Raw genomic sequence first — 26,079 nt, forward strand, 5'->3', positions numbered from 1 at the left:
CCGCCCTGATTGTCAGGGCGGGTCTGTTTGTTTATTGACGTGATTTCACTTATCCATCAAACTGATATCCAATCGCAAGCGGGGAGTTTTTCGATGAGAACCAAAGCAGCAGTGGCGTTGGCAGCGGGTGAACCGTTGACCATCATGGACGTGGAGCTGGACGGCCCCAAGGCGGGCGAAGTATTGGTGGAAATCAAGGCGACGGGCCTTTGTCACACGGACGAGTTCACCCGGTCGGGTGCTGACCCGGAAGGCCTGTTTCCCTCGATCCTCGGCCATGAGGGTGCGGGCATTGTGCTCGAAGTCGGCGAAGGGGTGACAACGCTCAAGCCCGGCGACCATGTGATTCCGCTCTATACGCCAGAATGCAGGGAATGCCCGTCTTGCCTGAGCGGCAAGACCAATCTGTGCACAGCCATTCGCAATACACAGGGTCAGGGCCTGATGCCAGACGGCACGACCCGTTTCAAGATGCTCGATGGTACCCCTATCTATCATTATATGGGCTGCTCGACCTTTGCCAATCACACCGTGATGCCAGAGATCGCGTTGGCCAAGGTGCGGGACGACGCCCCGTTTGACAAGATTTGCTATATCGGCTGTGGCGTGACCACGGGCATTGGTGCTGTGATCAACACGGCAGGTGTTGAAATCGGCTCTACCGCCGCAGTCTTCGGACTTGGTGGTATCGGGCTTAATGTCATTCAGGGTCTGCGGATGGCCGGGGCTGACATGATCATCGGTGTTGACCTCAATGACAGCAAAGCCGAGATGGCAAAGAAATTCGGCATGACCCACTTCGTCAATCCGTCCAAGATCGAAGGCTCGGTGGTCGAGGAAATCGTCAAACTCACCAAACGGGGCGCTGACCAGATCGGCGGCGTAGACTATTCCTTTGACGCCACCGGCAATGTCAAGGTGATGCGCGACGCACTCGAATGCTCGCATCGTGGCTGGGGTGTCTCGGTGATTATCGGCGTGGCACCGGCGGGTGCTGAAATCTCGACCCGTCCGTTCCAGCTGGTCACCGGTCGCGTCTGGAAAGGCACGGCCTTTGGCGGCGCCAAGGGACGGACCGATGTGCCGAAATTTGTCGACTGGTACATGGATGGCAAGATCGAGATTGATCCAATGATCACCCATAAACTGACGCTAGACGAAATCAATCACGGCTTCGATCTGATGCATGAGGGCAAATCGATCCGCGCTGTGATCGAGTTCTGATCGCTCTGCATTTCGAGACACAATCAAAGCCAGCGCCTGAAAGGGGGCTGGCTTTTCTGTTCACAGCTCGGGGTGAAGCTGTTGCAAGGCTTTTCTGGGATCCCAGTTTGTGAAAGACTGGAACTCCTATCCTTGTGGTCGCCACTGACCATATCGGGCACACACGCCCTTCTCTATCCAAAGGCTTTTCATCATGGTTCCGTCCAACCGAGCGCATCGTGCCGGCATAGTGTTTGCCATCCTTGCCACCGTTATCTTTGCCTGCGGTGATGCAGCCTCGAAAACGCTGGTGGTGGATCACTCGGTCTGGTTCATCATGATGGCCCGCTACTGGTTTCATCTGACGGTCGCCCTGATCTGGGCAGCCTCCCGACCGGGCGGCATCAAGGGCGCTTTGCGCTCCAATCACCGGGCCATTCAGGTCTTGCGGGGCGTGTTGCTGTTTACCGAAGTGGCGCTGATCATCATGACCTTTGCGCGCCTCGGTCTGGCAGAGACCACCACCCTGATCATGGTGCACCCGCTGATGGTGACGGCACTGGCCGCGCTCTTCCTTGGGGAACAGGTTGGCTGGCGACGGATTACAGCCCTGCTGGTCGGCATGACCGGTTTGCTGATCATCATGCAACCAACGGGCAACATATGGGGCGTTGGCGGGCTGATCGGCCTTGCGGCGACCTCTGCCTTTGCGGTCTACCAGCTGTTTACCCGCCTAGTCAGTCGCCATGATGATGCCATGACGTCCTTTCTTTATGCGGGCATCGTGGGCGTGGTGATGAGCACGATTTTGGGTCTGCCCAATATTCCCGACTGGGAGGTGATCAATTGGCCTCTGTTGGCCGGTGTGTGCATGAGCAGCACATTGGCCCATTTCTTCGTTATCAAGGCCCTGACGCTGGTCGAGGCCAGCGCGATCCAGCCCTATACCTATTTGCAGATTGTCTGGTCGATTCCGATCGGCTTTGTCATTTTCGGCACGTTGCCGATCTGGTCGACCCTGTTGGGGGCCGCGTTGATTGTCGCCGCCGGTCTTTATTCGCTGCATCGCGGCCGGGTACAGAACCAAGCGCCAGACGCAACGCAGGGCTGAGGAAATCGCACCAGCAAAACCCAAGGCAGCAAGGTGTTTTCCTGCGACAGAATCAACCAACTTCCCTTGGGTCAATCTGTAAGCAATTGTGCGTACTAATAAAATTCCAAATTCACACATCTTTTTGAGAAGATTTGAACGCAGAGATAATTTGTGAGCTATGCGTTTGATGCAAACCGCGCATTCGTCACGTCAACCAATTGAAATATAATTGTTTTTCGAAGTGCCCTATAATGGGTATAATTTGCTTCCGGCCATGGCCTTCTTATATACTAACGTCGAAAGGCAATGCTGGAGTATGAGCGAAGCCATCGAAAGTCTGAACACCATATTCCGCGCCCGGTAACCCCAGGCAACATGAAGAGAAACGCAATCGAGTGGTCCCCCGCTGCTCGAAACGGTGAAGCTGTGCCTGATGCGCCGTGAAGCCATGCTTGAGACATTGGAACCGCGTTCCAATCGTGACATGAGGAAGCCAAAATGAATTTTATGAGTGACAAGCCAGTCGTCGTCGATCCTTGGGCAGGCTTTTCGGATGGTGAGTGGCGCAGCAAAGTCGATGTGCGCGGCTTCATCCAGGAAAACTATACCCCCTATGAAGGCGATGATGCCTTTTTGGCAGATGCCACCGAGCGGACCAAGAAACTCTGGGACGAACTTGGCGAGCTGCTGAAAGAAGAGCGCAAGGTTGGCGTTCTCGATGTGTCGCCTGTGCCTTCCTCCATCACGGCCCATGACGCTGGCTATATCAACAAGCAACTGGAACTGATTGTCGGTCTGCAGACCGATGCACCTTTGAAGCGCGCCATCATGCCAAATGGCGGCCTGCGCATGGTGGAAGGTGGCATGGAAGCCTTTGGCTTCAAGCCAGACCCACAGGTGCATGAGATCTGGACCAAATATCGCAAGGATCACAATCAGGCGGTGTTTGATGCTTACAGCCCGGACATTATGGCCGCCCGTAAATCGGGCGTTGTCACAGGCCTGCCAGATGCTTATGGCCGCGGCCGCATCATTGGTGACTATCGCCGTGTGGCTCTTTATGGCATCGACTTCCTCAAAGAGCAGAAGCTGGCCGAGAAAACCGAGCTGGATGATGCCGTGTTCGACATGAACACCATTCGCACCCGTGAAGAGCTGAGCGAGCAATATCGCGCGCTGGACGAGCTGCGCGAGATGGGCCTGAAATATGGCATCGACATGAGCCAGCCGGCCTCCAATGCCCGTGAAGCCATCCAGTTCACCTATCTGGCCTATCTGGCCGCAGTGAAAGAACAGAATGGCGCTGCCATGTCGTTCGGCCGCACGGCGACCTTCATTGACATCTATATCGAACGTGACTTTGCCGCCGGTCTGCTGACTGAAGAAGAAGCGCAGGAAATGATCGACGATATGGTCATCAAGCTTCGCATTATTCGCTTCCTGCGTACCCCTGAATATGATGAGCTGTTTTCTGGCGACCCAACCTGGGTGACCGAAGTGCTCGGCGGCATGGGTCTGGATGGCCGGACTTTGGTCACCAAAAACTCCATGCGCTTCCTCAACACGCTCTACAATCTGGGTCCTGCGCCAGAGCCAAACCTGACGGTTCTGTGGAGCTCCAAGCTGCCACGCGGCTTTAAGGATTTCTGCGCCAAGGTTTCCAAGGACACCAGCGCCATTCAATATGAGAATGACGACCTGATGCGTACGAAATGGGGCGACGACTATGGCATTGCCTGCTGTGTCTCCGCCATGGCTATCGGCAAACAGATGCAGTTCTTCGGTGCGCGTGCCAACCTTGCCAAGGGTCTGCTCTATGCGATCAATGGCGGCATCGACGAGAAGAGCGGCCAGAAAGTGGCTGAAGGCCTCGAACCGATCACCGCTGATGTGCTTGACTATGACGAGGTCGTTGCGAAATTCGACAAGTCGATGGACTGGCTCGCCAAGACCTACGTCAAGGCGCTGAATGCGATCCATTATATGCATGACAAATATGCCTATGAGCGGATCGAAATGGCTTTGCATGACCGCGACATCCTGCGCACCATGGCCTGCGGCATTGCCGGCCTGTCCATTGCAGCCGACAGCCTTGCAGCGATCAAATATGCCAAGGTCAGCGTCATTCGCAACGAACAGGGCATTGCGGTCGATTACAAAATCGAAGGCAACTATCCAGCCTTTGGCAACAATGATGACCGGGTTGACTCCATTGCCAGCTGGTTGACCGAAGTCTTCATGAAGAAAGTGGCTGCCCAGCCATATTTCTACCGCGATGCAACCCCGACCCAGTCGGTACTAACCATCACGTCAAACGTGGTTTATGGTAAGAAAACCGGCTCGACCCCTTGTGGTCGTCAGGGTGGCGAGCCCTTCGCGCCGGGTGCCAACCCGATGAATGGCCGCGACAAGAAAGGCTTTATCGCCGCGGGCGCTTCGGTTGCCAAATTGCCTTATGAGTTTGCTCAGGACGGCATCAGCTGGACCGCTTCGGCAACGCCAGACTCGATGGGCCACAATGACAATGAGCAGATCCGCAACCTTGCCAACTGCCTTGACGGCTTCACCGATGCCGGTGGCTTCCATGTCAATGTCAATATGCTGACCCGCGAAACGCTGGAAGATGCCATGGAGCATCCGGAGAAATATCCGCAGCTGACGGTTCGCGTGTCTGGTTATGCGGTAAACTTCGTCAAGCTGACCCGCGAACAGCAGCTCGATATTCTGAGCCGCACCTTCCATGCTGGCATGTAAGGGTCCGACTGCTCAGACCAATTGAAGTGATATGGAGAGCCGGAAAGCCCTTGCTTTTCGGCTCTCTTTATACCCATCTATAGGCATAAGCCCTTATCATCTTTCGGGAGCATCGGATTGACTGTCAGCATTCATGAAACCCACCTGCAAGAGGTGCATGCCCATGCAACGCACGGCTATCTGCATTCGATTGAATCCGGCGCTGCGGTGGATGGCCCGGGCATGCGGTTTGTGTTTTTCATGGCTGGCTGCCTGTTTCGCTGCCTTTACTGCCACAATCCCGATACCTGGAAGTTGCACAATGGCCAGAAAGTCACCGTCAAGGATCTGGTCCGCGAAGTGCATGGCTATGCCGGTTTTCTGAAGAATTCCGGTGGCGTGACCTTTTCCGGTGGCGAACCAATGATGCAGGCGGAATTTGTCGGCAAGACAGCTCATGCGATCAAGAAGCGCTTCGGTCTGCATATTGCGCTCGACACGCAAGGCTATTTGCATGGCAATGTACCCGATGAATGGTTTGATGATTTCGATCTGATCATGCTCGACATCAAGCATATCAATCCGGATCGCTACAAGGCATTGACAGCACAACCGTTGCAGCCAACCCTCGACTTTGCCGAACGGCTGGCGCGTCTGGGCAAGACAATGCGGGTGCGCTATGTGCTGGTGCCCGGTTGGAGCGACGCCCCGGACGAGGTAGCAGGCATGGCCGATTATGTCGCCCATCTCAGGGATGATCTGGGGGCCGACATCGAAATGATCGAGCTTTTGCCCTTTCACCAGCTTGGGGTATCCAAGTGGGACCAGCTGGGGATGACTTATCAGTTGCGTGACCTGCGCGCGCCGACACCAGCGGAGACTGAGGCAGCCCGCGACATTTTTCGCAGCCGGGCTTTCACCGTCACTTGATCCATGTCCTGTTCAGGCGGTCAGGCATGGGTAAGCTTGTGGGTCTCAAAGCCCATCGTTGACGCATCTTTTTTGCGCTATCTTTTTGGGCCTCATTAAGTTCTGGAACAAGACCCATGCGTATCCCTCCCCCCGTCGTCACCCTGACCCTCAACCCAGCCATTGACCAGTCCGCCCGGGTCAAGGACTTTCAGGCCGGCGCGGTCAATCGCGTCCAATCGGTGCAGATCGATGCTGGTGGCAAGGGGGTCAATGTCGCGTCCTTTCTGGCCCATTTCGACCATCGGGTCACGGCCACCGGTTTGATGGGACAGGACAATGCTGTGATTTTCGAGCGGCTTTTTGCGGAAAAGAGCATTGAGGATCGCTTCATTCGCATTCCCGGCCGGGTGCGGGTCAATGTGAAACTGGTCGACGCCGTGCGTGATCAGGTGACGGATATCAATTATCCAGGTGCTGCCGCTCCGGCTTCGGGCTACAATGCCGTCAAGGACATGATCGTCAGGCTGAGCGATGAAGGCATGGAACATTTCGTGCTGGCAGGCAGCATGCCGCAAGATGGACCGGATCATCTGTTTCATGACCTGATCGACCTTTTGAAGGCTAAAGGCGCCTGCGTCTATCTCGATACAAGCGGCGAAGCCTTGCATTGGGGGCTGAAGGCAACGCCGGATGTCATCAAGCCCAATCTGGCTGAATTGCGTGCTGTAACCGGCAAACCGCTCACCAGTCATCACGAAATCATCGACGAAGTGCATAAACTGAGCGACGGCGGAATCGGGCTCGCGGCAGTGTCGATGGGGTCAGAGGGAGCCCTGTTCATCACGGAGACGCGTTGCGTGCTGGCCAAGGCCCCCGAGACCAAGGTCGTCAGTTCAGTCGGGGCTGGCGATGCCATGGTGGCGGGCATCATCCACGGGCGGCTTTCAGGCTTGCCGCTTCACACGATCGCGCGCCAATCGACCGCCTTTGCCGTGGCGGCTCTCGGTGAGATCGGGCCGCGTCTGCCTCACAAGGAGGCCGTTTTGTCGATCGCCGATCAGGTCGAGGTTGAGGATCTTGTCTAAGTCTCTTGCGGTGTGGTTGCAGTATCGTCGGTCACGATGCTGGCGATGAAATGATCCATTAGGGCGCTGTGATATTTCTGGCGGTGCCAAACAAGCTTTAGCGTGCGCGTGAAGCATTGATCGATTGCAAGGATTGCCAACGTCTTTTGCTGCAAGCGCGACTCAACCGCGAGACGGGAGACCAGCGTCACGCCAAGGCCCTGCTCAACCGCGAGAATAAGAGCCTCGATGGAATTCAGTTCCAGCACTTTTCCCATTGATGCCAGATGCGGAGCGATGGCGCGGTCAAACTGGGCGCGCGACCCCGATTTCGGTTCGCGCAGTATCCAGTCACACCCGGACAGATCAGCAAGCGCCACCCCTTGCCGCCCCGCCAAGGGGTGATCGGGTCTGGCGACCAGCAGCATTTCATCTCTGCGCCAGATACGGGTCTCCAGATCCGGATCATCGGTACGCCCCTCGATCAGGGCCAGATCCAGCTCGAAGCGGATGAGCCTTTCACACAGTTGCTGGCTGTTTGCAATACTGACCTTGGCGTCAAGGCCGGATATATCGGCCAGCAAGCGGGGCAAAAGATAGTTGCCGATGGTTTGGCTGGCACCGATCCGCAAGGTGCCGACCGGAGAGCCGCCATGATCGAACATGTGCCGCACATCCTCGACACGATCAAGAATATCCTCTGCCAGAACCTGCAACTGACGCCCCTGATCATTGAGCCGCAATCGGGGGTGAACCCGATCGAATAGGCGAGTTCCCAGACGCAGTTCCAACTCGGCCAGAGCCTGTGAAACAGCCCCCTTGCTCAGATGAATGCTGTTGGCTGCATCCCCGAGATTTCCATTGCGGGCAATGGCGACAAAGGCATTGAGTTGTTTCAATGTAGGCATTTAGTTTTTCCAAACATTATGTTTAATTCATTTAGATATCACGAATGCCGAAACAGGTCTATGGTGCCTGCATTGCGCAAAAGGCTTCTTTTGCAGCAAATTGTTCTTTCCTACAGCGCTCACCTGAAAATCCAAGACTTGCTTCCGAAACGAGTTCCCCATGACCAACATCCGTTTTTGCGACATTCCCACCCCCCTTGCCGGTCTGGCACTCGGGATCGCCAGTCTGGGGAATTGCTGGGAGATGACAGGGCTGTTTTCAGGGGGGGCGCGCAGCCTTTCAGCAGGTCTTGCTTTTGCGTTGCTGTTGCTGATCGCCGTCAAGTTCTTGCTCCATCCGGCAGCTCTTAAGCAGGATCTTGAGCACCCGGTGGTCGGCAGCGTGGTGCCGACACTTGCGATGGCGTTAATGATTGTTTCGATGGGGCTTGAACCCGGTCTGCGTCTGACCATGTGGTTGGTGGCGGTTGGCTTGCATCTGGGCTTTCTGGTGATGTTCCTGCGGGCGCGCCTACCGGGTTTTACCCTTGGCCAGATGGTGCCCAGTTGGTTCGTGCCTCCGGTGGGGTTAATCGTGGCCAATGTCAGCGCTCCGCCTGTGGCTTTGGCGGGAGGCCTGCTTGGCCTCTTCCTTGATGGGCTGTTCTGGTTCGCCCTTGCATGTTATGCGGTCATGCTGCCGGTCATGCTGTATCGCCTGATCTTTTTGGAGGATATCCCGGACGCGGCAAAGCCGACCATTGCTATTCTGGCAGCCCCGGCAAGCCTGTCTCTGACTGGCTACCTCTCCATGACGCCCTATCCTTCGATGCTGCTGGTGATGTTGCTGCTTGGCATCGCTTTGTTGATGACAACATTGATCTATGTGGCCTTTTTCCGGCTGATGCGGCTGCCCTTCAGTCCGGCCTATGCGGCATTCACCTTCCCGATGGTGATCGGGGCCACCGCCTTGTTCAAGGTTGCTCCCCTGTTGGCAACATGGGGCATGGACACCGCCTCGCTCAGCATCCTGCTCGGACTGGCGCAGCTCGAGTTGGCCATAGCAACGCTGGTGGTTGGCTATGTTGCGGTCCGCTATGGCCTGTTTTTCGTCAATAGTGGTGCAGCAGCCCACACCGGACCTGTGCGGTCTTCGCAAGACTGACAGGCTCGGGGAAAAGGGATCTAGATCTCGGGCAAATCAACTTGTTGGCCATCCCGATTGCCTGAGCGGGTCATGGCGTCGATCAGGCGATGAACCTCCAGCGCCTGACGGCCAGAGGCCAGCAAGTCAGCTTTTCCCTCCAGATGATCGGCGAAATTCTCGATAATGGCGCGGTGCCAGTCGCATGGAAAATCCATCGGATCAGCACCACCACCCGACTGGCTTTCTTCACCGAATGCCTCGATCCGGCCATCACGCCAATGGAGGGTCAGCTCTCCAGCTTCCAGCTTGGCGCTGCCCAGCGTGCCATCAATGCAGATGCTTTCCACATCCCCCGGAAAGGACGCGGTGGTGGCGACAACCGAGCCGACAGCCCCATTCTCGTAGATCAAGCCAGCAGTGGCAAAATCCTCGGCCTCCATCCTGTGCAGGCGCGAGGTGGTCAGCATGGCCTGCACGGCTTGAACAGGCCCGCACAGAGACAACATGAGATCAAGCACATGGATAGCTTGGGTGATCAGCACACCGCCGCCATCCTGCGCAAAGGAGCCTCGCCCCGGCTGGTCATAATAATCCTGCCCGCGCCACCAAGGCACATTGGTGCGGACCATGGCGATTTCGCCCAAAGCACCATCCTTGAGCATTTGCGCCAGCCGCAGAGAGCCTTGCCGCGCGCGATGCTGGAAGACGATGCCGAGTTTGACATTGGCATTTTCCGTCATTTCGACCAGCTCAATGGCGGCCCCAAGGCTCCGCTCGATGGGCTTTTCCATCAGGATGTGCTTGCCTGCAGCAGTCAGTTTTTCCACGATCTCTCGCCGCGCGTTGGGCGGGGTGAGGATCAAAGCGGCATCTGTTTTCGGATCTGCGGCGATGGCATCGATGCTGTCAAATGTTGGCCAGCCATAGTCCTTCGCTGCGGCCTTCCGACGGGCCTCGTTGCGCATGTGAAGGCCGGTCACTTCGACTCGACCCTCAAGTTGTTTCAAGGCCGCGACATGGGGCTTTGCTGCCATGCCGAGGCCAATCACTGCCAGTTTCAATTTCGTTCCCCCGGTAGCAAGGCCAGTCAATTGGTGTGGCCTTATTGTTTCAAATAGCTAAGTTCAGCCTCAATCGGCGGCAGGTGAGAGCGTCGTTGCCGCGTTACAGTCAAAATTTTGGGTCGGTCGGGCAGCAAGGTAACGCAATTGTCCGAGTAAATCCGATCGCCCCCATGGTGATAGGTTACAAAAAAAGCAGGCTTGTCGGACAGCAAGGTGATTTCGGTCTCCCCTTTGTCATTGACATGCTCATCAAGGCTGATGGAAGGCGTGGGCAGGTTGAAATCCTTTGGCCGCTTTGGCAGATAATCATTCTCGCCACGATGAAGACCGTCCTTGCTGAGCCAGTTGAAATGCAAGAAGGCATCCTCTCCCAGCGCCTCACGCTTGATGCGTGTCACTTCCATCGCCCGCCCCATGGGACAGGTGACATGAACATCTCCAAAGGCTTTGACGCCTCCTTGTAGCTCGACTTTGGCAATCGAGAGTGTGAGGTCAAGCGGCGCCGGGCTGTCATTGATCGCCGTGAGTATTATGTCGCCGCTTGCGCGGTCAGGCTGAGCGGTGACCAGCACAGGGGCATAAAAGCGGCGGGCCATATAGTGGAGCAGTTTCCAGCCGCCCCCATATTCCAGCCCCGACCAGCTTGCCACCGGCCAGGTGTCATTCAACTGCCAATAGAGGGTTCCCATACAACGGGGCTTGGCAGAGCGCCAATATTCAATGGCGGTTTTCATGGCCAAGCCCTGACTGATCTGGCTGAGATAGGTCAGATCGTCAAATCCATCAGGGAACCGGAAATAGCGCGCGATGGTCTCAACAATCCGGCTGTTGCCGCCTTCATTGCGTTGATGGGTCTCCATAACCGGCGAGGAGACATTGCGGTCTTGTGGCTCGGTGAAGCTTTCAATCACCCGCTTTGACGGGAAGGACTGAAAGCCGAACTCCGAGCAGAAGCGGGGCTGAACGCTGCGATAATGCTCGAAATCCTTGGCCGAGTGCCAGACATCCCAGAAATGCATGTCACCGGCTGTGTCATCATGCCAGCCATCGCCAAAATTGAGAGGCCCGACCGAAGGCGAAGATGGCCAGAAGGGACTATCCGGCTGCTCGGCATGGATGGCTTCTTCCAAGGCGTGATTGAGGCGATCATACATCACCAGATAGCGGTCGCGATCCTTCTTGCTTTCCTCATACCATGTCAGTGCGCCGACCAGCTCATTGTCGCCGCACCACAAAGCCATGCAAGGCTGGCTTGACAGGCGACGGATCTGCTGGTGGGCCTCGCGGCGCACAAGGGCCAGCCAATCAGGATCCGAGGCAGGGTAGAGATTGCAAGCAAACATGAAATCATGCCAGACCAACAGGCCCAGTTCTGAGCATAGGTCATAGAACCAGTCCGGCTCATACTGGCCACCACCCCAGACGCGGATCATATTCATATTGGCCTCGACGGCCGAGGTCAGAAGATCGCGCACATGGTCAGGCGTGGCGCGGGCGGGCAAGGCGTCAGCGGGAATCCAGTTGGCACCGCGGCAGAAGATCTCACGCCCATTGACGCGAAAAACAAAGCGATTGCCAATTTCATCTCTGTCAGTGACCAGCTCGATCTGGCGCAAGCCGATGCGGCGCTCGATACTCTGGCCATCAAGCATGATGGTCAGATCGTAGAGAGGCTGTTCGCCGTGCCCTATTGGCCACCAGAGGCGTGGCTGGTCGATGGTGATCGACAGATCCGCCTTGCCCTCGCCCGGCCAGACCGTGATGGCCTGGCTGGCCACCTGCCCATCGAGGCTGGCTGCCAGGGTCAATTCAGCAGGCTCATCGGCATGATAGAAGGCCGTTATATCAAGCCGCACCACCCCATCCGCGTGATGCTGGCGCACCATGACGTCATCCAGCCGCACTGTGCTGAGTTTGCGCAACCGAACCGTGCCATAGATACCCAGTGGCGAAAGAGCGATGTTCCAGTCCCAGCCCGCATGGCACTGGGCCTTACGCAAGAAATTGTAATGGGGCAACCGACAATTCGAGAAAATATGTGGCACCTTGAAGGGGAACTGATCCTGCTTGTCGCGAGCCTCGCGGGAATTGGACAAAAACCGGATGGCGAGGCGATTGGCACCCTTTTGCAAGGCCTTGGACACATCAAAATCGTAGCGCAGAAACTGGCTTTCACAACGACCAATCTCGATGCCGTTCAAGAACAGGATGGCGTGGCAATCGACGCTATCAAGCGTCAGACAGTAAGCCCCTGTCGGGTCTGCTTCCATGGTGAAGGTGGTTTCGGCCTGCCACTGGCTTTCATGCACCCAATCGAGACTGGTTTCCGTATCACGCCAGAAGGGATCGGGGATTTCCTCTTCCGCCAACAGTGCGGAATGCACATCGCCGGGAATGGCAAAGGGAACCTTTGTTGGTGCTCCGATCCGCGCCAAAATCCAGTCATCATGCAATAGCCACTCACTGTGCGTCCCGCGCATTGCGTTTGTCCCTGTCATCGTTATCCGAGCCCCCGTCTTTCTTGTCTGATGTTGCCTGCACCCTGCCAACAAAAAGCCCCGACACCGTCGGCGTCGGGGCTATCATAGCGCTTTTTGTCGGTTTGTCAGAGTCTTAGTCTGTTGCCTCAGGCCTCAAACTCAACCAGCAGATCCTTGGCATCGATCTGGCCACCCGGGGCGACATGAACCGCTTTGACGGTGGCATCGCGCTCGGCATGAATGCCGGTTTCCATTTTCATGGCTTCGATGGTCAGCAGCAGATCGCCGGCCTTGACCTTCTGGCCTGCCTGCACGCCGATCGACGCCACAACACCGGGCATTGGCGCACCAATATGGTTGGCATTGTTGGCTTCCGCCTTTGGCCGCTTGGCCGAGGTCGCCTTGATCTGACGGTTTGGCACACGAATGGCACGGGGCTGACCATTCAGCTCGAAGAAGACCTTGGCATCGCCTTCCTCGTTGGTTTCCCCAACCGCCAGCATGCGGATTTCCAGCGTCTTGCCGGGATCGATTTCAGCCGAAATCTGCTCACCCGGCTTCATGCCATAGAAATAGGTCATGGTCGGCAGGGTGCGGACCGGACCATAGGTGCGATGACGGCCCATATAGTCGAGGAAGACCTTGGGATACATCAGATAGCCGTTCAGATCCTCATCATCGATTTCAAAGCCTTCCAGCTCTTCAGAGACTTTGGCGCGGATTTTTTCCAGATCGACCGCTTCGAGATGCTTGCCCGGGCGTTCGGTGTTCGGCTTTTCGCCTTTGAGCACCTTGGAGACAATATTCTGAGGGAAGCCGCCTTCTGGCTGGCCGAGATTGCCGCGCATCATGTCAATGACCGAATCAGGGAAGGCAACATCCACCTTCGGATCTTCAACTTCATCGCGGCTCAAACCCTGACTGACCATCATAAGAGCCATGTCGCCAACCACCTTGGAGGATGGGGTCACCTTGACGATGTCACCAAACATCCGGTTGACGTCGGAATAGGTCTGGGCGACTTCGTGCCAGCGTTCTTCCAGACCCAGCGAGCGGGCCTGTGCCTTGAGGTTGGTGAACTGACCGCCGGGCATTTCATGAAGATAAACTTCAGAAGCAGGGGCCATCATGCCGCTTTCAAAGGCGGCATATTGCGCCCGCACCGCTTCCCAATAGTCAGAAATTTCCCGCACGGCCTTGATGTCGATGCCGGTGTCACGCTCGGTGTGACGCAGGGCTTCGACAATCGAGCCAAGGCAAGGCTGGGAGGTGGAGCCAGAGAAGGCATCCATAGCGGCGTCGACAATGTCGGCCCCGGCCTCAGAGGCTGCCAGAACCGTGGCACCTGCAATGCCGGAGGTGTCATGGGTGTGGAAGTGAAGCGGCAGACCGACTTCTTCCTTCAGCGCCGTGATCAGTACACGCGCCTGTGCAGGCTTCAGCAAGCCAGCCATATCCTTCAAACCGAGAATATGAGCGCCTGCATCACGCAGGTCCTTGCCCATCCGGACATAATATTTCAGATCATACTTGGCCCGATCCGGATCGAAGATATCACCGGTATAGCAGATGGTGCCTTCGCAGATCTTGTTATTCTCCAGCACCGCATCCATGGCAACGCGCATATTTTCAACCCAGTTAAGGGAATCGAAGACGCGGAAGACGTCGATGCCGGTGGTTGCGGCCTGTTTGACGAAGGCCTCGACCACATTGTCCGGATAGTTGGTATAGCCAACGCCGTTTGACGCACGCAGCAACATTTGCGTCATCACGTTCGGCAAGCGGGAACGGATGTCGCGCAGGCGCTGCCATGGGCATTCCTGCAGGAAGCGGTAAGCCACATCAAAGGTTGCGCCACCCCAGCATTCAAGCGAGAAGAGCTGCGGCAAGTTGGCGGCATAGCCTGGCGTCACCTTGACCATATCGAGCGACCGCATCCGGGTCGCCAACAGGGACTGGTGGCCATCACGCATGGTGGTGTCGGTCAGCAGCAATTGCTTCTGATCTTTCAGCCACTCAACGACACCTTCGGGGCCTTTTTCCTCAAGCAGATTGCGGGTGCCTGCGGCCGGTTCGTCGGTTTTCAACTCTGGCACATGGGCATGACGCAGATTTTGCGCCGGCTCCGGACGGCCCTTGGTTTCTGGATGACCGTTGACCGTGATATCGGCGATATAGCTCAACACCTTGGTGCCACGGTCGCGTCGCTCGGCGAAGTCGAACAATTCTGGCGTGGTGTCGATGAATTTGGTGGTGTAGCTATAATCAAGGAAGGTCGGATGCTTGAGCAGGTTCTCGACGAACGGAATGTTGGTCGCGACCCCGCGAATACGGAATTCGCGCAAGGCACGATCAAGGCGGGCAATCGCCTGTTCAGGGGTCGGCGCCCAAGCGGTAACCTTGGTCAAGAGGCTGTCATAATAGCGGGTGATGACGCCGCCCTCATAGGCGGTGCCGCCATCAAGACGGATGCCCATGCCGGTCGCCGAGCGATAGGCGGTCAAGCGACCATAATCGGGAATGAAATTCTGGTGCGGGTCTTCGGTCGTCACGCGACACTGGAGCGCATGGCCATTCAGTTTCACGTCATCCTGGCTCTCTTTGCCCGTGGCGTCCGCAATGGTCTTGCCTTCCGCGATCTTGATCTGGGCGCGGACGATATCGATGCCGGTCACTTCCTCGGTCACCGTATGCTCCACCTGCACGCGTGGATTGACCTCGATGAAGTAGAATTTGCCACTGTCCATGTCCATCAGGAACTCGACCGTGCCAGCGCATTCATAATTGACGTGTTTGCAGATCTTGTAGCCAAGCTCGCAGATTTCGGTGCGCTGTTCTTCGGTCAGATATGGCGCTGGTGCGCGCTCGACGACCTTCTGGTTGCGGCGCTGAACCGAGCAGTCACGCTCATAGAGATGGTACATGCCACCATGCTTGTCACCGAGGATCTGAACCTCGACGTGACGGGCACGGATGATCATCTTTTCCAGATAGCCTTCGCCATTGCCAAAGGCGGCTTCGGCTTCACGACGGCCTTCGAGCACCTTGTCTTCCAGCTCATCGGGGCCCAGAATCGGGCGCATACCGCGACCACCGCCGCCCCAGCTGGCTTTGAGCATCAGCGGATAGCCAACCTCGTCGGCCTGCTTGGCGATTTCGCCCATGTCATCCCCCAACACTTCGGTTGCCGGGATAACAGGAACTCCAGCCTCGATGGCAACGCGACGGGCAGAAGCCTTGTCGCCAAGGGCGCGCATGGTTTCAGCCTTCGGGCCGATGAAGGTGATGCCTGCAGCGTCACAGGCGTCGACAAATTGCGGATTTTCCGACAGCAGACCATAGCCGGGATGAATGGCATCAGCGCCACATTGTTTGGCAACGCGAATGATATGCTCGATCGACAGATAAGCGGCAACCGGCCCAAGGCCTTCCCCCACCCGATAGGCCTCATCGGCCTTGAAGCGGTGCAGGCTGAGCTTGTCTTCTTCGGCATAAATCGCAACAGTGCGTTTGCCCAGCTCGTTGCAGGCACGCATGATACGAATGGCAATTTCGCCTCGGTTGGCAATCAGGATCTTATTGAATTCAGCCATAACTGTTCCTGTAGCTTGGCCGTTCTCCATGCAGCCGCCTTGATGGCGAGACAGAAGGAAAGCGGCAAAGGTGGGTTTGCAATCCGGATCTTGGTGTCCGTTTGATCGCTTCGGTGATCTGGGAGAGGCCGCTAGGGCACTTCCTGATAATGTCCCCCGCCCCCTTGTTTCAAACCGGGTGACGCAGGATCCGCATTCGCCCTCATGATACACGCAATCAGACAAGCGTCTAGCGGGTGGTTGAACCAGACACAGTTTTGCGCGGGTCCCACCGGACATTTTGGTAAAATTTTTTTACCAAAAGAGAGTGCGCTGCACAAGATGTCGCAGTAGAAACTTTGGTATTGTGCATAAATCTCTACCAAGAAGCGGTAATTAGCATTGATATTTCAATTTATTGAAATATTTTCGCAGTTGCGGAAAAGAGGATGCCAAAACCAGAAAGGGCATCCCGCTTTCGGGATGCCCTTTGATGCAAAAACATGTGCCTTTCTGTCCTGCGGCTTTATCGCGCGCGGCGGAACAGTGTCAGAGCGTTGCGTGTGCCCGTGCCAAAATCACCGTCAATCGGTCCACGATAATAGTTGTCCGATTTCAGACGTTCCTGAATCTGTTTGCGGGTTTCAAGAGAGATGGCCCCCGGTGCTTCATAGAGCAATTTACGAGCTTCCACATCGTCAGCTTTTAGCGCCTTTAGGAAATAGCGTGCGGCTTCATCCGGCTCTTTTTCCACCCCCTGCCCCCGGTCCAAAAAGACCGCAAGGCCGGTCATCGCTTCCGCGACATCAAGATCGGCGGCCTGCTGATAGAAAAGAGCAGCCTTTCCGTAATTCTGAACCGTTCCAGTGCCATCGCGATGCATCGCGGCTGCGAAAACCATGGCGGCAGGATTGCCTTTCGCGGCGGCTTTTTCAAACCATTCCAGCGCCTTGCCTAGATCCTTGGGAACGGCCTGTCCTTGCTGGAACATCACCGCAAGGAAGGCCATGGAATGACCACTGCCAAGCTCTGCTCCTTTGCGGGTGGCCTCGAAGGCTTCCTGCATCCTGCCCGCCTTGTGGAGACCGCGGGTCAATTGGGAATAGAAGCGCGCTTCATCGGGAAATGTGTCGATCGCTTGCTGGCAAATTTCGATCACCTCGCCCGCCTTGAGACTGGCATAGGCAACACCCTCGACCTTGGCATCGGGATCGAAGGAATGGGCGGCCAGGCGATCACAATCATGAATGTCGGCGGGATTGCCCTTGGGTGCCATTGGCGTTGCGTCAACAGCGTCAGCGCCCACATCTGCAGGCGCAGGCATTTCAACAGCCGTGTCAGGTATCGAGCCTTTGAGTTCAAGTTTTTCTGAGGGACCATCCAGTGCTTCAGACTGCTGCACCTTGTCCGCCATTGGTGCCGTCTCGGGCTTTGATGCAGCGGACGCTGGCTCTGCCTGCTCAGAGGCATGAGACTTGGAAGCCTCTTTCATGGGCGCTTCAGCTTCTGCCTCGCCAGACATGGGTGCCTTTGGTGTCCCGTCAGCCTGTTGGGTCATTGGGTCGTCAGCCGTTTCCTGCTGCTTGGCAAGCTCTTGGGAGGGGTCTTCCGTCTTTTCCATGTCAATGGCGGAAGGTGCCGTCGTCATTTCCTCAGACGGCTTTGCCTCGACAGGCTCCCCATCGGTTTCTGGCACCTCAGCCTTGGTCATTGCGACCATTGGCTTGGTATCATCAGGTGTTTTGGCTTCCGGCTTGGCAACGACATCCGCCCCTGTTTCAGGTTCTTTTTCTGCTGGCGGCTGGTTGGCGATGGAATTGATCACAGCAGCAAAGCCCGGCTCAGGCATGACAATTGGAGTCCCATCGGGAATGGCGACAATCACGTCGCCATTCAACGCCTTGACGGTCCAACGGGTCTTGTTGACCTCCTTGGACATAGTGTCAGGGGTCACGGATACACGCACCTTATCACCGATGGCCACCATGCTGCCTTTGGGCAGGGTCAACTCAATGGCGCCGGTGCGATTCACCGTCTTGATACGCGCCTTGATTTCGAATGCATGGGCGGAGAAAGACATTGTCAGTGCAGCAATCATCGCCATCGCTGCACTTGCCAGAACGCGTCCCCTGCGAGCCACAGGAGCCTGTTTGCTGAATAGTCTGATAGCCATCTAATCCCCTCTTGAACGAACCACCCGAATCCTGTCAGTCCCGATTCCATAGCATTTCACCCCCTGTCATGCATGACCAAACGGCAATTTTTGTTCACAACCACGTCATATCAGGGGCGGTTTCAAGCACACGGGCATCACCAGATGGCACTTTGTTGTGACCACCAAGCGGCCAAACCGAGCCGAACAAACGCACCCGTGGAAAGAGTACTGATTTTTCAGAACGCTGGACTGTTATCAAAGTGCAGCATAATTGCGCTATCCCCACTCTGGGCATCATTGATCTTGCTGGCTTATTCCTGACAAAGGGGGTCAGACACCGCTGTCAGCCGCCTGTTTTTGCCTTTGGCCGTGCTTCAAAGCCGGTTTGCGGTTGGCAGGCACCCGATATGCACCAGAGGACGATTGGTTTGGTTGAAAGCTGGTGACCAGCGGCATAAATGGGTTGAAGCACGGCGCTGAAAGAAGGAATGTGCCGTCAAAGCCTATGCCGCCTTTTTGGCCGCATTGCCAGACCACAGGGTCACGAGAACAACAAGGACTGCATGCAATGAAAATCTCGGTCATCGGCTCAGGATATGTCGGATTGGTCAGCGGAGCCTGCTTCACCGATTTCGGTCATCACGTCATTTGCGCCGACGTCGACGCCTCGAAAATCGAAGCGCTCAATAGTGGCAAGATCCCGATCTACGAGCCGGGACTGGAACAAATCGTTTCCCGTAACAGCAACAATGGCACCCTGTCCTTCACCACCGATGTGGAAGCCGCTGTGCGAGAAACCGACGTGGTCTTCATCGCGGTTGGCACCCCTTCGCGGCGTGGCGATGGGCATGCGGATCTGTCCTATGTCTATGCTGCGGCCCGCACCATCGCCAAGGCGATGAAAGGCTACACGGTGGTGGTCAACAAGTCGACGGTGCCGGTCGGGACCGGTGACGAAGTGGAACGGATCATCCGCGAGACCAATCCGGATGCGGATTTCTCGGTCGTCTCGAACCCCGAATTCTTGCGCGAAGGCGCCGCGATTGAAGATTTCAAACGCCCGGACAGGATCGTGGTCGGCGTCGAGGACGAGCGCGCCAAGGCGGCGATGGAAGAGGTTTACCGGCCTTTGTTCCTCAACCAGTCGCCTCTGCTGTTCGTCAACCGCCGCACGTCCGAGCTGATTAAATATGCGGCCAATGGCTTTCTGGCGATGAAAATCACCTTCATCAATGAAATGGCGGATCTATGCGAAAGCGTCGGAGCCAATGTTCAGGATGTGGCGCGTGGCATTGGCCTCGACAACCGAATTGGATCGAAATTTCTCAATGCCGGACCGGGATATGGCGGTTCCTGCTTTCCAAAGGACACGCTGGCTTTGGCCAAGACCGCGCAGGATTACGATCATCCGGTACGGCTGATCGAAACCACCATTGCCATCAACGATAATCGCAAACGGGCCATGGCCCGCCGGGTGATTGCAGCCTGCGATGGGGATGTCAGAGGCAAAAAGATCGCCATTCTCGGCCTGACCTTCAAGCCCAACACCGACGACATGCGCGACGCACCCTCCATTTCGATCATTCAGGCCCTGCAGGATGCAGGCGCCGACATCCATGCCTACGATCCCGAAGGCATGGAAGAAGCCAAAAAGCTGCTGGGCAATGTCACCTATTGCGACAATGCCTACAGCGTCGCAGAAAATGCCGACGCGTTGGTGATTGTCACCGAATGGGATGCTTTCCGGGCGCTTGATCTCTCACGCCTCAAAGCGAGCATGAAGAGCCACAATCTGATCGATTTGCGCAACATCTATCGCAAAGATTATATCGAGAAAGCCGGTTTCCAGTATATTTCCGTTGGTCGCCCATAGGGGCAACCTGATCGGACAGTTGCCAAGACAAAGTTCAATGCCGGGGCGCAATGCGGTCCGGCGTTTTTGTTTTTGTAGAACCGCCTCTAAGGCAGCGTGCGGACGGGGATTGAGGATTATTTCTCTCACCCTCGCCCGATTTGCATAGAATTGCCGCAAAGCGGGTGTAAACTATTCCCCACTGTTTGACGATTTTATCGCTACCGTCAGGTCCACGCCCACGCAAGAATGGCACCAGCGGTCCATCCACTTTTTTTTCCTAAAGGAACCCCGCGCAACATTTCTGCGTGCTCATGCTTCGGGCATTGGGGGCCATATTGGATGATATTTCGGGAGGGGTCATGACCCGGTTTCTGACGGCACTTGCGGCGTTGCTCGCATTCTCCATTCCATCCATCATGCCATCTGTGGTCACGGCGCAAGCACAAGGCGGCAGTCAAATGCGCGACGTGATCATCGAGGAGGATACCGACTATTACGGGTTTGATATCAAGACCCAGCGCCGGGTTTCCTTCGATCAGTGCCAGCAAGCCTGTCTTCATCTCAATGAATGCCGGGCCTTCACCTACAATGTCCGGGCCCGCTTCTGTTTCCTCAAATCCGACTTCAAGACCGCAACACCTTTCGTCGGGGCCATTTCCGGCCGGATCGTCAGCCAGTCAGCCGAGCCGGATTTGGGGGCAGCCCCTCGCCTGTCCTATCTGTCGGCCAGCTGGTATCGCTCAGCCGAGCAACTCAAGCAGACCATCACCAAGATGCAGGGCAATGACACCGGTTTTGAGGAAATGCTCGCACGCGGTCGGGACGAAATGGGTTTTGACAATGTAGCAGGAGCAGTCGGCTGGTTCCAGTCGGCCATTGCCACTCGACCGGACTCCTCTGATGCGTGGCTGGCCTTGGCTGACGCCTCGGCACGCTTGGCCCTCACGGTTCAGAACCGCTCGGAGGCCCGCCGGGCGCGGAATGATGCGGTGAGTGCCGCAGTCAATGCCTATGGCACCTCGCGCACACGCAGCGATCGAGCGGCATCCCTGTCGCGTCTGGCGCACAGTCTCGAGGCTGCCAACTGGTATCGCGAGTCCATCAACAGCTTCAAGCTGGCCCTCGATTTGAAGGAAAATCCTGCGGATCGTGATGATTATATGCGCCTTCTGAAGGCCCATGGTTTCCGGATGTTGACCCATTCTCTGGATGCGGACCTGAAAGTGCCCCGCATTTGTCTGCAATTTTCCGAAGACCTCAAGAAGGGCTTTTCCGACTTTGCCTCCTATGTGCGGGTCGACCAGCAACCACCGCAATCGATTGATGTCTCGACACGGCAGATCTGTGTCGAAGGGCTTGCCCATGGCAAGAGCTATCAAATCGATCTGCGCGAAGGGTTGCCCGCGGAAAATGGCGAACGGCTGCTCTCCAACATCCAGCTTGATCTCTATGTCCGTGACCGGGCACCATCCATGCGCTTTACCGGCAACAATTATGTGCTGCCTGCCAGCAACCGTCGGGGCATTCCGCTGGTCTCGGTCAATAGTGATGAGGCCAAACTGGCACTTTATCGTGTCTCGGATCGTTCCCTTGCGCAGTTGATGCGTGGCTCGAATTTTCTCAAGCAATTGTCGGACTGGGAGCTGTCCAGTCTCGTCTATAATCTTGGAGCACCGGTCTGGAAGGGCGCCATCGACATCCGCCCTAAAAAAAATCAGGATGTGGTCACCTCGATCCCGATCGATGAAGCGCTACCTGAGCGCCAGCCCGGGGTCTATTTGATGACCGCCTCAACCAAGACCAAGAATTTGCGCGATTATGAGGCGCTGGCGAGCCAATGGTTCGTGATTTCCGATATCGGGTTGACCACCTTTATGAGCAGCAATCGTGCCGCCTCTGGCGAGGATGCGACAATGGGCGGGTTACAGGTCTTCGTTCGCTCGCTGGCCAGTGCCGAGCCTTTGGCTGGCGTCGAAGTGGAACTGATTGCCCGCAACAATGATGTGCTGGGCCGAGGCACCAGTGACGCGAAGGGGCTGGTGAGTTTTGACGCCGGTCTGGTGCGCGGCAAAGAAGGGTTGGCACCAGCGGTGGTGACCGCGGCCAAGGATGATACTGATTTCGTCTTCCTCGATATGACGCGGGCCGGATTTGATCTCTCCGACCGTGGCGTGACGGGACGTGCGTCACCGCAGGGTGTCGATGTCTATGCCTGGACCGAACGCGGCGTCTATCGTCCCGGCGAACAGGTGCATGTGTCTGCCTTGGCTCGCGATGCCAGTGCCCGCGCCGTTGATGACCTGCCGCTGACATTTGCCTTCTATCGCCCAGATGGGGTTGAGCTGCAGCGACTGGTCGGCGATGGCCGCGCCTTGGGTGGCTATGCGGTCAGCTTGCCATTGACCAGCAATGCGCCGCGCGGCACCTGGCAGGTGCAGGTTTTGGCCGACCCGGATGAACCGGCATTGGCAGAAATGCGGTTCCTCGTTGAAGATTTCATTCCGGACCGCACGGACATGGCGTTGAAACCCGAAAGCGACATGATCACCCCCGGTTCGGTCGCAACGGGCAGCATCGAAGGGCGTTATCTTTACGGAGCCCCCGCTGCTGGCCTTGATGTCGAGGGCGAAGTGCTGGTGCGCGAAAGCCGCTCACGCAAGGGCTTTGATGGCTATGTCTTCGGCCTGGCCGAAGAGGACAAGGCAGGCACCGAACGGATTCCGCTCGATATATTGCCACCGCTTGATGCGCAGGGGCATGGACGCTACGAGGTCGCACTTGACACATTGAAGGCATCCACCCGACCGAAAGTTGCCGATCTGGTGATGCGGATGCGCGAAGGTTCGGGCCGCGCCATTGAACGCCGGGTGCGCTATCAGGTGCGTCCGGACACGGTGATGGTCGGCATCAAGCCGCTATTTGAGGATGAACGGGTCTCGGAAAACAGCGAGGCTGGGTTCCAGCTTCTCGCCATCGATCCAGACGGCGCACAGGTGGCGCGCACTGGCCTTGACTGGGCGTTGATCAAGTTGGAGCGCCATTATCAATGGTATCGCGACAATGGCCGCTGGCGGTTCGAAAGCGTTGATCTCGAGCGCAAAGTGGCTGACGGGAGCATTGATTTGTCAGCAGATAATGACCCTGCCGCTTTGTCCTTGCCTGTGGAATGGGGCCGCTATCGCCTTGCAGTCGGAGATACAACCAGCATCGAATTCACCGCTGGCTGGAGTTCTGGCGGATCACTGGATTCTCCGGACGGGCTACAGCTGGCACTCGACAAAGCCAGCTACAAGGCAGGCGAAACCGCCAAGCTGCAGGTTTCACCACGCTTTGCCGGACGTCTCCTGATTGCCATCGGCACGGACAGCATTCGTGACACGCTCTCGGTTGATATCCCTGAGGAAGGGGCAACCATCGACATTCCGGTCGACAAGGATTGGGGTGCCGGGGCCTACTTGCTGGCGACGCTTTATCGGCCGGCTGACAAGGAAGCCTCCCGCAATCCGGCCCGCGCCATTGGCGTACAATGGCTGGAGATCGACCCTGAAGACCGGGCACTTCAAGTGGAGTTCAAACTTGATGAGGGGCTGCGTCCCAATGAGCAGATGATCATTCCGGTGACCGTCAAGGGGGTGAAGGCGGGCGAAGAAGCCTATATTCAGGTCGCTCTTGTCGATGAAGGCATTCTGAAGCTGACCAATCACCCGTCCCCTGACCCGAAAGGACGCTATTTCGGCCAACGGCAGTTGGGTGTTGCCATTCGCGACCTGTATGGCCGTCTAATCGATGGCTCGCAAGGGGCGACGGGAGCGCTTAGAACCGGTGGCGACAGTCTTGGTCCACGCATGCAATCGGCGGGAGACAAGCCGACGCAGGAACTGGTTGCCTTTGTCTCCGGGATTGTGCGCCTTGATGATCAGGGCGAGGCTGAGGTGGCTTTCGACATTCCGCAATTCAACGGCTCGGCCCGTCTGATGGCCACAGCCTGGACCAAACAGGCCGTTGGTGGCTCGGACAAAGATGCGCTGATCCGTGATCCGATCATTGTGCATGCAAGTCTGCCCAAGGTTTTGGCGCCAGGCGATGATAGCCGCGCGCTGATCGAACTCACCAATCTGGAAGCGGATGAAGGCGACTATGTCATTTCGGTTAAAACCAACAAGGCACTGAAACCGGATCTGACCCAGATCCCGCAGGTGGTGCGACTCAATCGGGATGAACGGGTGTCTCTCAGTCTGCCGATTGTCGCCATGGCAGAAGGACGTGGCGATGTGACGATAACCCTGTCACAGGTCACCGAAGAGACTGATGGACTGGCGGATATCATTCACGAAGCGTCCTTGCCAATCCGCTCGGGCATTCTGCCGGTAACACAAGTGATGAGCCTGCCGCTTGCCAAGGGTGACAGCTTCACCGTCGATCAAAGCCTGCTTGCAGGCCTTCAGGTGGATGGGGCGCAGTTGACCGTCGCCGTCAATGAACCGGGCGGCTATGACATTGCATCCCTTTTGTTGCAACTGGACCGCTATCCCTATGGCTGCGCCGAGCAGATCACCAGTCGCGCTTTGCCTCTGCTTTATGCCCGCGATATTGCGCTGACCTTGCCTGAGCATCTGGCGGGTCTGTCGGGCAAGGAAATGGACAAGCGTCTGCAACAGGCGGTCGACAAACTTCTGTCCTATCAGAGCAATGTCGGCGGCTTTAGCCTCTGGGGCGGCAATGCTCCGGACGATGCATGGCTGTCGGCCTATGTGGTCGACTTCCTGACCCGGGCCAAGGAACGGGGGCTTGATGTGGCCGCCGAACCAATGAAGCGGGCGCTGACCAGCCTGCAGAACCGTCTTGCCTATCAAAGCGATCTTGGCCGCGATTCCGCTTCTGTCGCCTACGGGCTCTATGCGCTTGCCCGCAATCGGGCGGTGTCTGCCGGGGACTTGCGCTATTATGTCGAGACCAAGCTGACGGAGTTCAAAACGCCGCTGGCACGGGCACAATTGGGGGCCGCTCTGGCGCTCTATGGGGATCGCAACCGCGCGGATCGGGCGTTTAACTCCGCGCTCAGTCTGGCAAACACTCTGGCTGCCAAACAAACGATGCCGGAAGAGCAAGTCTATGCCTTCGCTTCGCTGCAGAGGGATGTGGCGGCAATGCAGGCTCTTGCAGGTGAGCTGTCACCCGCACCGGACGCTCTGTCAGGCATCAAGGCGCTGGCCGCCGAGCTGTATGATCCCAGCCGTCGCCTCAGCACTCAGGAGCAGGCATGGATGGTTATGGCAGCGCGCTCAAGCCTTGCCAATCCGCAGGATCTTGGCATCGCTGTGAATGGGGCTCCCCTCAAGGGGTCTCTCAGCCAGACTTTGTCTGGATCGTCTTTGGCCAACGCACCCCTTGTCATCGACAATGATGGGACAAAGGCCCTGCAGGTTAATGTGACGACCATCGGCACGCCAACCGAGCCTTTGCCCGCGAGCGAGAATGGTTTGGTGATTGCCCGCTCCTATCACAAGCTGGATGGCAGCCCGACCTCGATGGCCGAAATCCGCCAAAATGAGCGCTTTGTCGTCGTTCTGAGCGTCAACCAACTGGATGATCTGCCGTCGCGGATCATGATCAGTGACCTGCTGCCAGCAGGTCTCGAGATCGAGAATCCGCATTTGCTGAAAAACAGTGACCTCAAGGATTTCAGCTGGCTGCCAAAGACCAACGTGGCTCATTTGGAATTCCGCGATGATCGATTGCTGGCGGCAATCAACCATGATCGTGGGGCGACACGCACCTACACACTGGCCTATCAGGTGCGAGCGGTAACACCGGGCAGCTATATGCACCCGGCTGCGGTTGTTGAAGACATGTATCGTCCGGACCGTTCAGCCCGGACGGCCAGCGGCTTCATGCGGGTCGTCCGTTAGGAGGC

The 26,079-nt window shown here is 56.8% G+C and carries 13 protein-coding genes; 8 read left to right on the forward strand and 5 right to left on the reverse strand.

The window, feature by feature from the left end; translation table 11 throughout:
• The first annotated feature begins 93 nt into the window (after positions 1-93).
• The 5 genes from FDK21_RS14425 (at position 94) to pfkB (ending at position 7,026) form a co-directional block, all read left to right on the forward strand.
• The gene (locus FDK21_RS14425) at positions 94-1,224 is read left to right on the forward strand and encodes an S-(hydroxymethyl)glutathione dehydrogenase/class III alcohol dehydrogenase (protein ID WP_114010066.1); all 1,131 of its coding nucleotides are present in this window, start codon (positions 94-96) and stop codon (positions 1,222-1,224) included.
• Positions 1,225-1,417: 193 nt separating this feature from the next.
• Positions 1,418-2,314 (forward strand): DMT family transporter, encoded by an 897-nt coding sequence (locus FDK21_RS14430; protein WP_114010065.1) that lies wholly within the window; start codon positions 1,418-1,420, stop codon positions 2,312-2,314.
• A gap of 480 nt (positions 2,315-2,794) precedes the next feature.
• Entirely contained in the window at positions 2,795-5,050 is a 2,256-nt protein-coding gene (gene pflB, locus FDK21_RS14435) for a formate C-acetyltransferase (RefSeq protein ID WP_138149332.1), read from the forward strand.
• A 117-nt stretch (positions 5,051-5,167) separates the two neighbouring features.
• Positions 5,168-5,959, forward strand: coding sequence for a pyruvate formate-lyase-activating protein (gene pflA, locus FDK21_RS14440; protein ID WP_210238789.1), 792 nt, complete (start codon positions 5,168-5,170; stop codon positions 5,957-5,959).
• A 116-nt stretch (positions 5,960-6,075) separates the two neighbouring features.
• A complete protein-coding gene (gene pfkB, locus FDK21_RS14445; protein ID WP_138149334.1) occupies positions 6,076-7,026 on the forward strand; it encodes a 1-phosphofructokinase in 951 nt (316 codons plus the stop codon).
• Here pfkB and FDK21_RS14450 read toward each other — a convergent pair.
• Complete coding sequence (locus FDK21_RS14450; protein ID WP_138149336.1) at positions 7,023-7,913, reverse strand: LysR family transcriptional regulator; 891 nt, start codon at positions 7,911-7,913, stop codon at positions 7,023-7,025. The two genes, pfkB and FDK21_RS14450, sit on opposite strands and share 4 nt — an antisense overlap.
• A 160-nt stretch (positions 7,914-8,073) precedes the next feature.
• Here FDK21_RS14450 and FDK21_RS14455 point away from each other — a divergent pair, with 160 nt between their 5' ends.
• Positions 8,074-9,057, forward strand: a complete 984-nt coding sequence (locus FDK21_RS14455) for a TDT family transporter (protein ID WP_138149338.1) — start codon at positions 8,074-8,076, stop codon at positions 9,055-9,057.
• 20 nt (positions 9,058-9,077) lie between these two features.
• On the opposite strand, the gene FDK21_RS14460 is transcribed toward FDK21_RS14455, so the two are convergent.
• From FDK21_RS14460 to FDK21_RS14475, 4 genes are all read right to left on the reverse strand, one after another.
• The gene (locus FDK21_RS14460) at positions 9,078-10,100 is read right to left on the reverse strand and encodes a Gfo/Idh/MocA family oxidoreductase (RefSeq protein ID WP_138149340.1); all 1,023 of its coding nucleotides are present in this window, start codon (positions 10,098-10,100) and stop codon (positions 9,078-9,080) included.
• A gap of 41 nt (positions 10,101-10,141) precedes the next feature.
• Positions 10,142-12,583: a glycoside hydrolase family 2 protein gene (locus FDK21_RS14465; RefSeq protein ID WP_171022099.1), complete on the reverse strand. Its 2,442-nt coding sequence runs from the start codon at positions 12,581-12,583 to the stop codon at positions 10,142-10,144.
• Positions 12,584-12,729: 146 nt separating this feature from the next.
• Positions 12,730-16,176, reverse strand: coding sequence for a pyruvate carboxylase (locus FDK21_RS14470; protein ID WP_138149344.1), 3,447 nt, complete (start codon positions 16,174-16,176; stop codon positions 12,730-12,732).
• A gap of 505 nt (positions 16,177-16,681) precedes the next feature.
• Positions 16,682-18,328 (reverse strand): tetratricopeptide repeat protein, encoded by a 1,647-nt coding sequence (locus tag FDK21_RS14475; RefSeq protein ID WP_138149346.1) that lies wholly within the window; start codon positions 18,326-18,328, stop codon positions 16,682-16,684.
• A gap of 550 nt (positions 18,329-18,878) precedes the next feature.
• On the opposite strand from FDK21_RS14475, the gene FDK21_RS14480 reads away from it, so the two are divergent.
• A complete protein-coding gene (locus FDK21_RS14480) occupies positions 18,879-20,183 on the forward strand; it encodes a UDP-glucose/GDP-mannose dehydrogenase family protein (RefSeq protein ID WP_138149348.1) in 1,305 nt (434 codons plus the stop codon).
• 341 nt (positions 20,184-20,524) lie between these two features.
• Positions 20,525-26,074: an alpha-2-macroglobulin family protein gene (locus FDK21_RS14485; RefSeq protein ID WP_171022100.1), complete on the forward strand. Its 5,550-nt coding sequence runs from the start codon at positions 20,525-20,527 to the stop codon at positions 26,072-26,074.
• Positions 26,075-26,079 lie beyond the last annotated feature (5 nt).

The sequence above is a fragment of the Cohaesibacter sp. CAU 1516 genome (assembly GCF_005771485.1).
Classification (GTDB): domain Bacteria; phylum Pseudomonadota; class Alphaproteobacteria; order Rhizobiales; family Cohaesibacteraceae; genus Cohaesibacter; species Cohaesibacter intestini.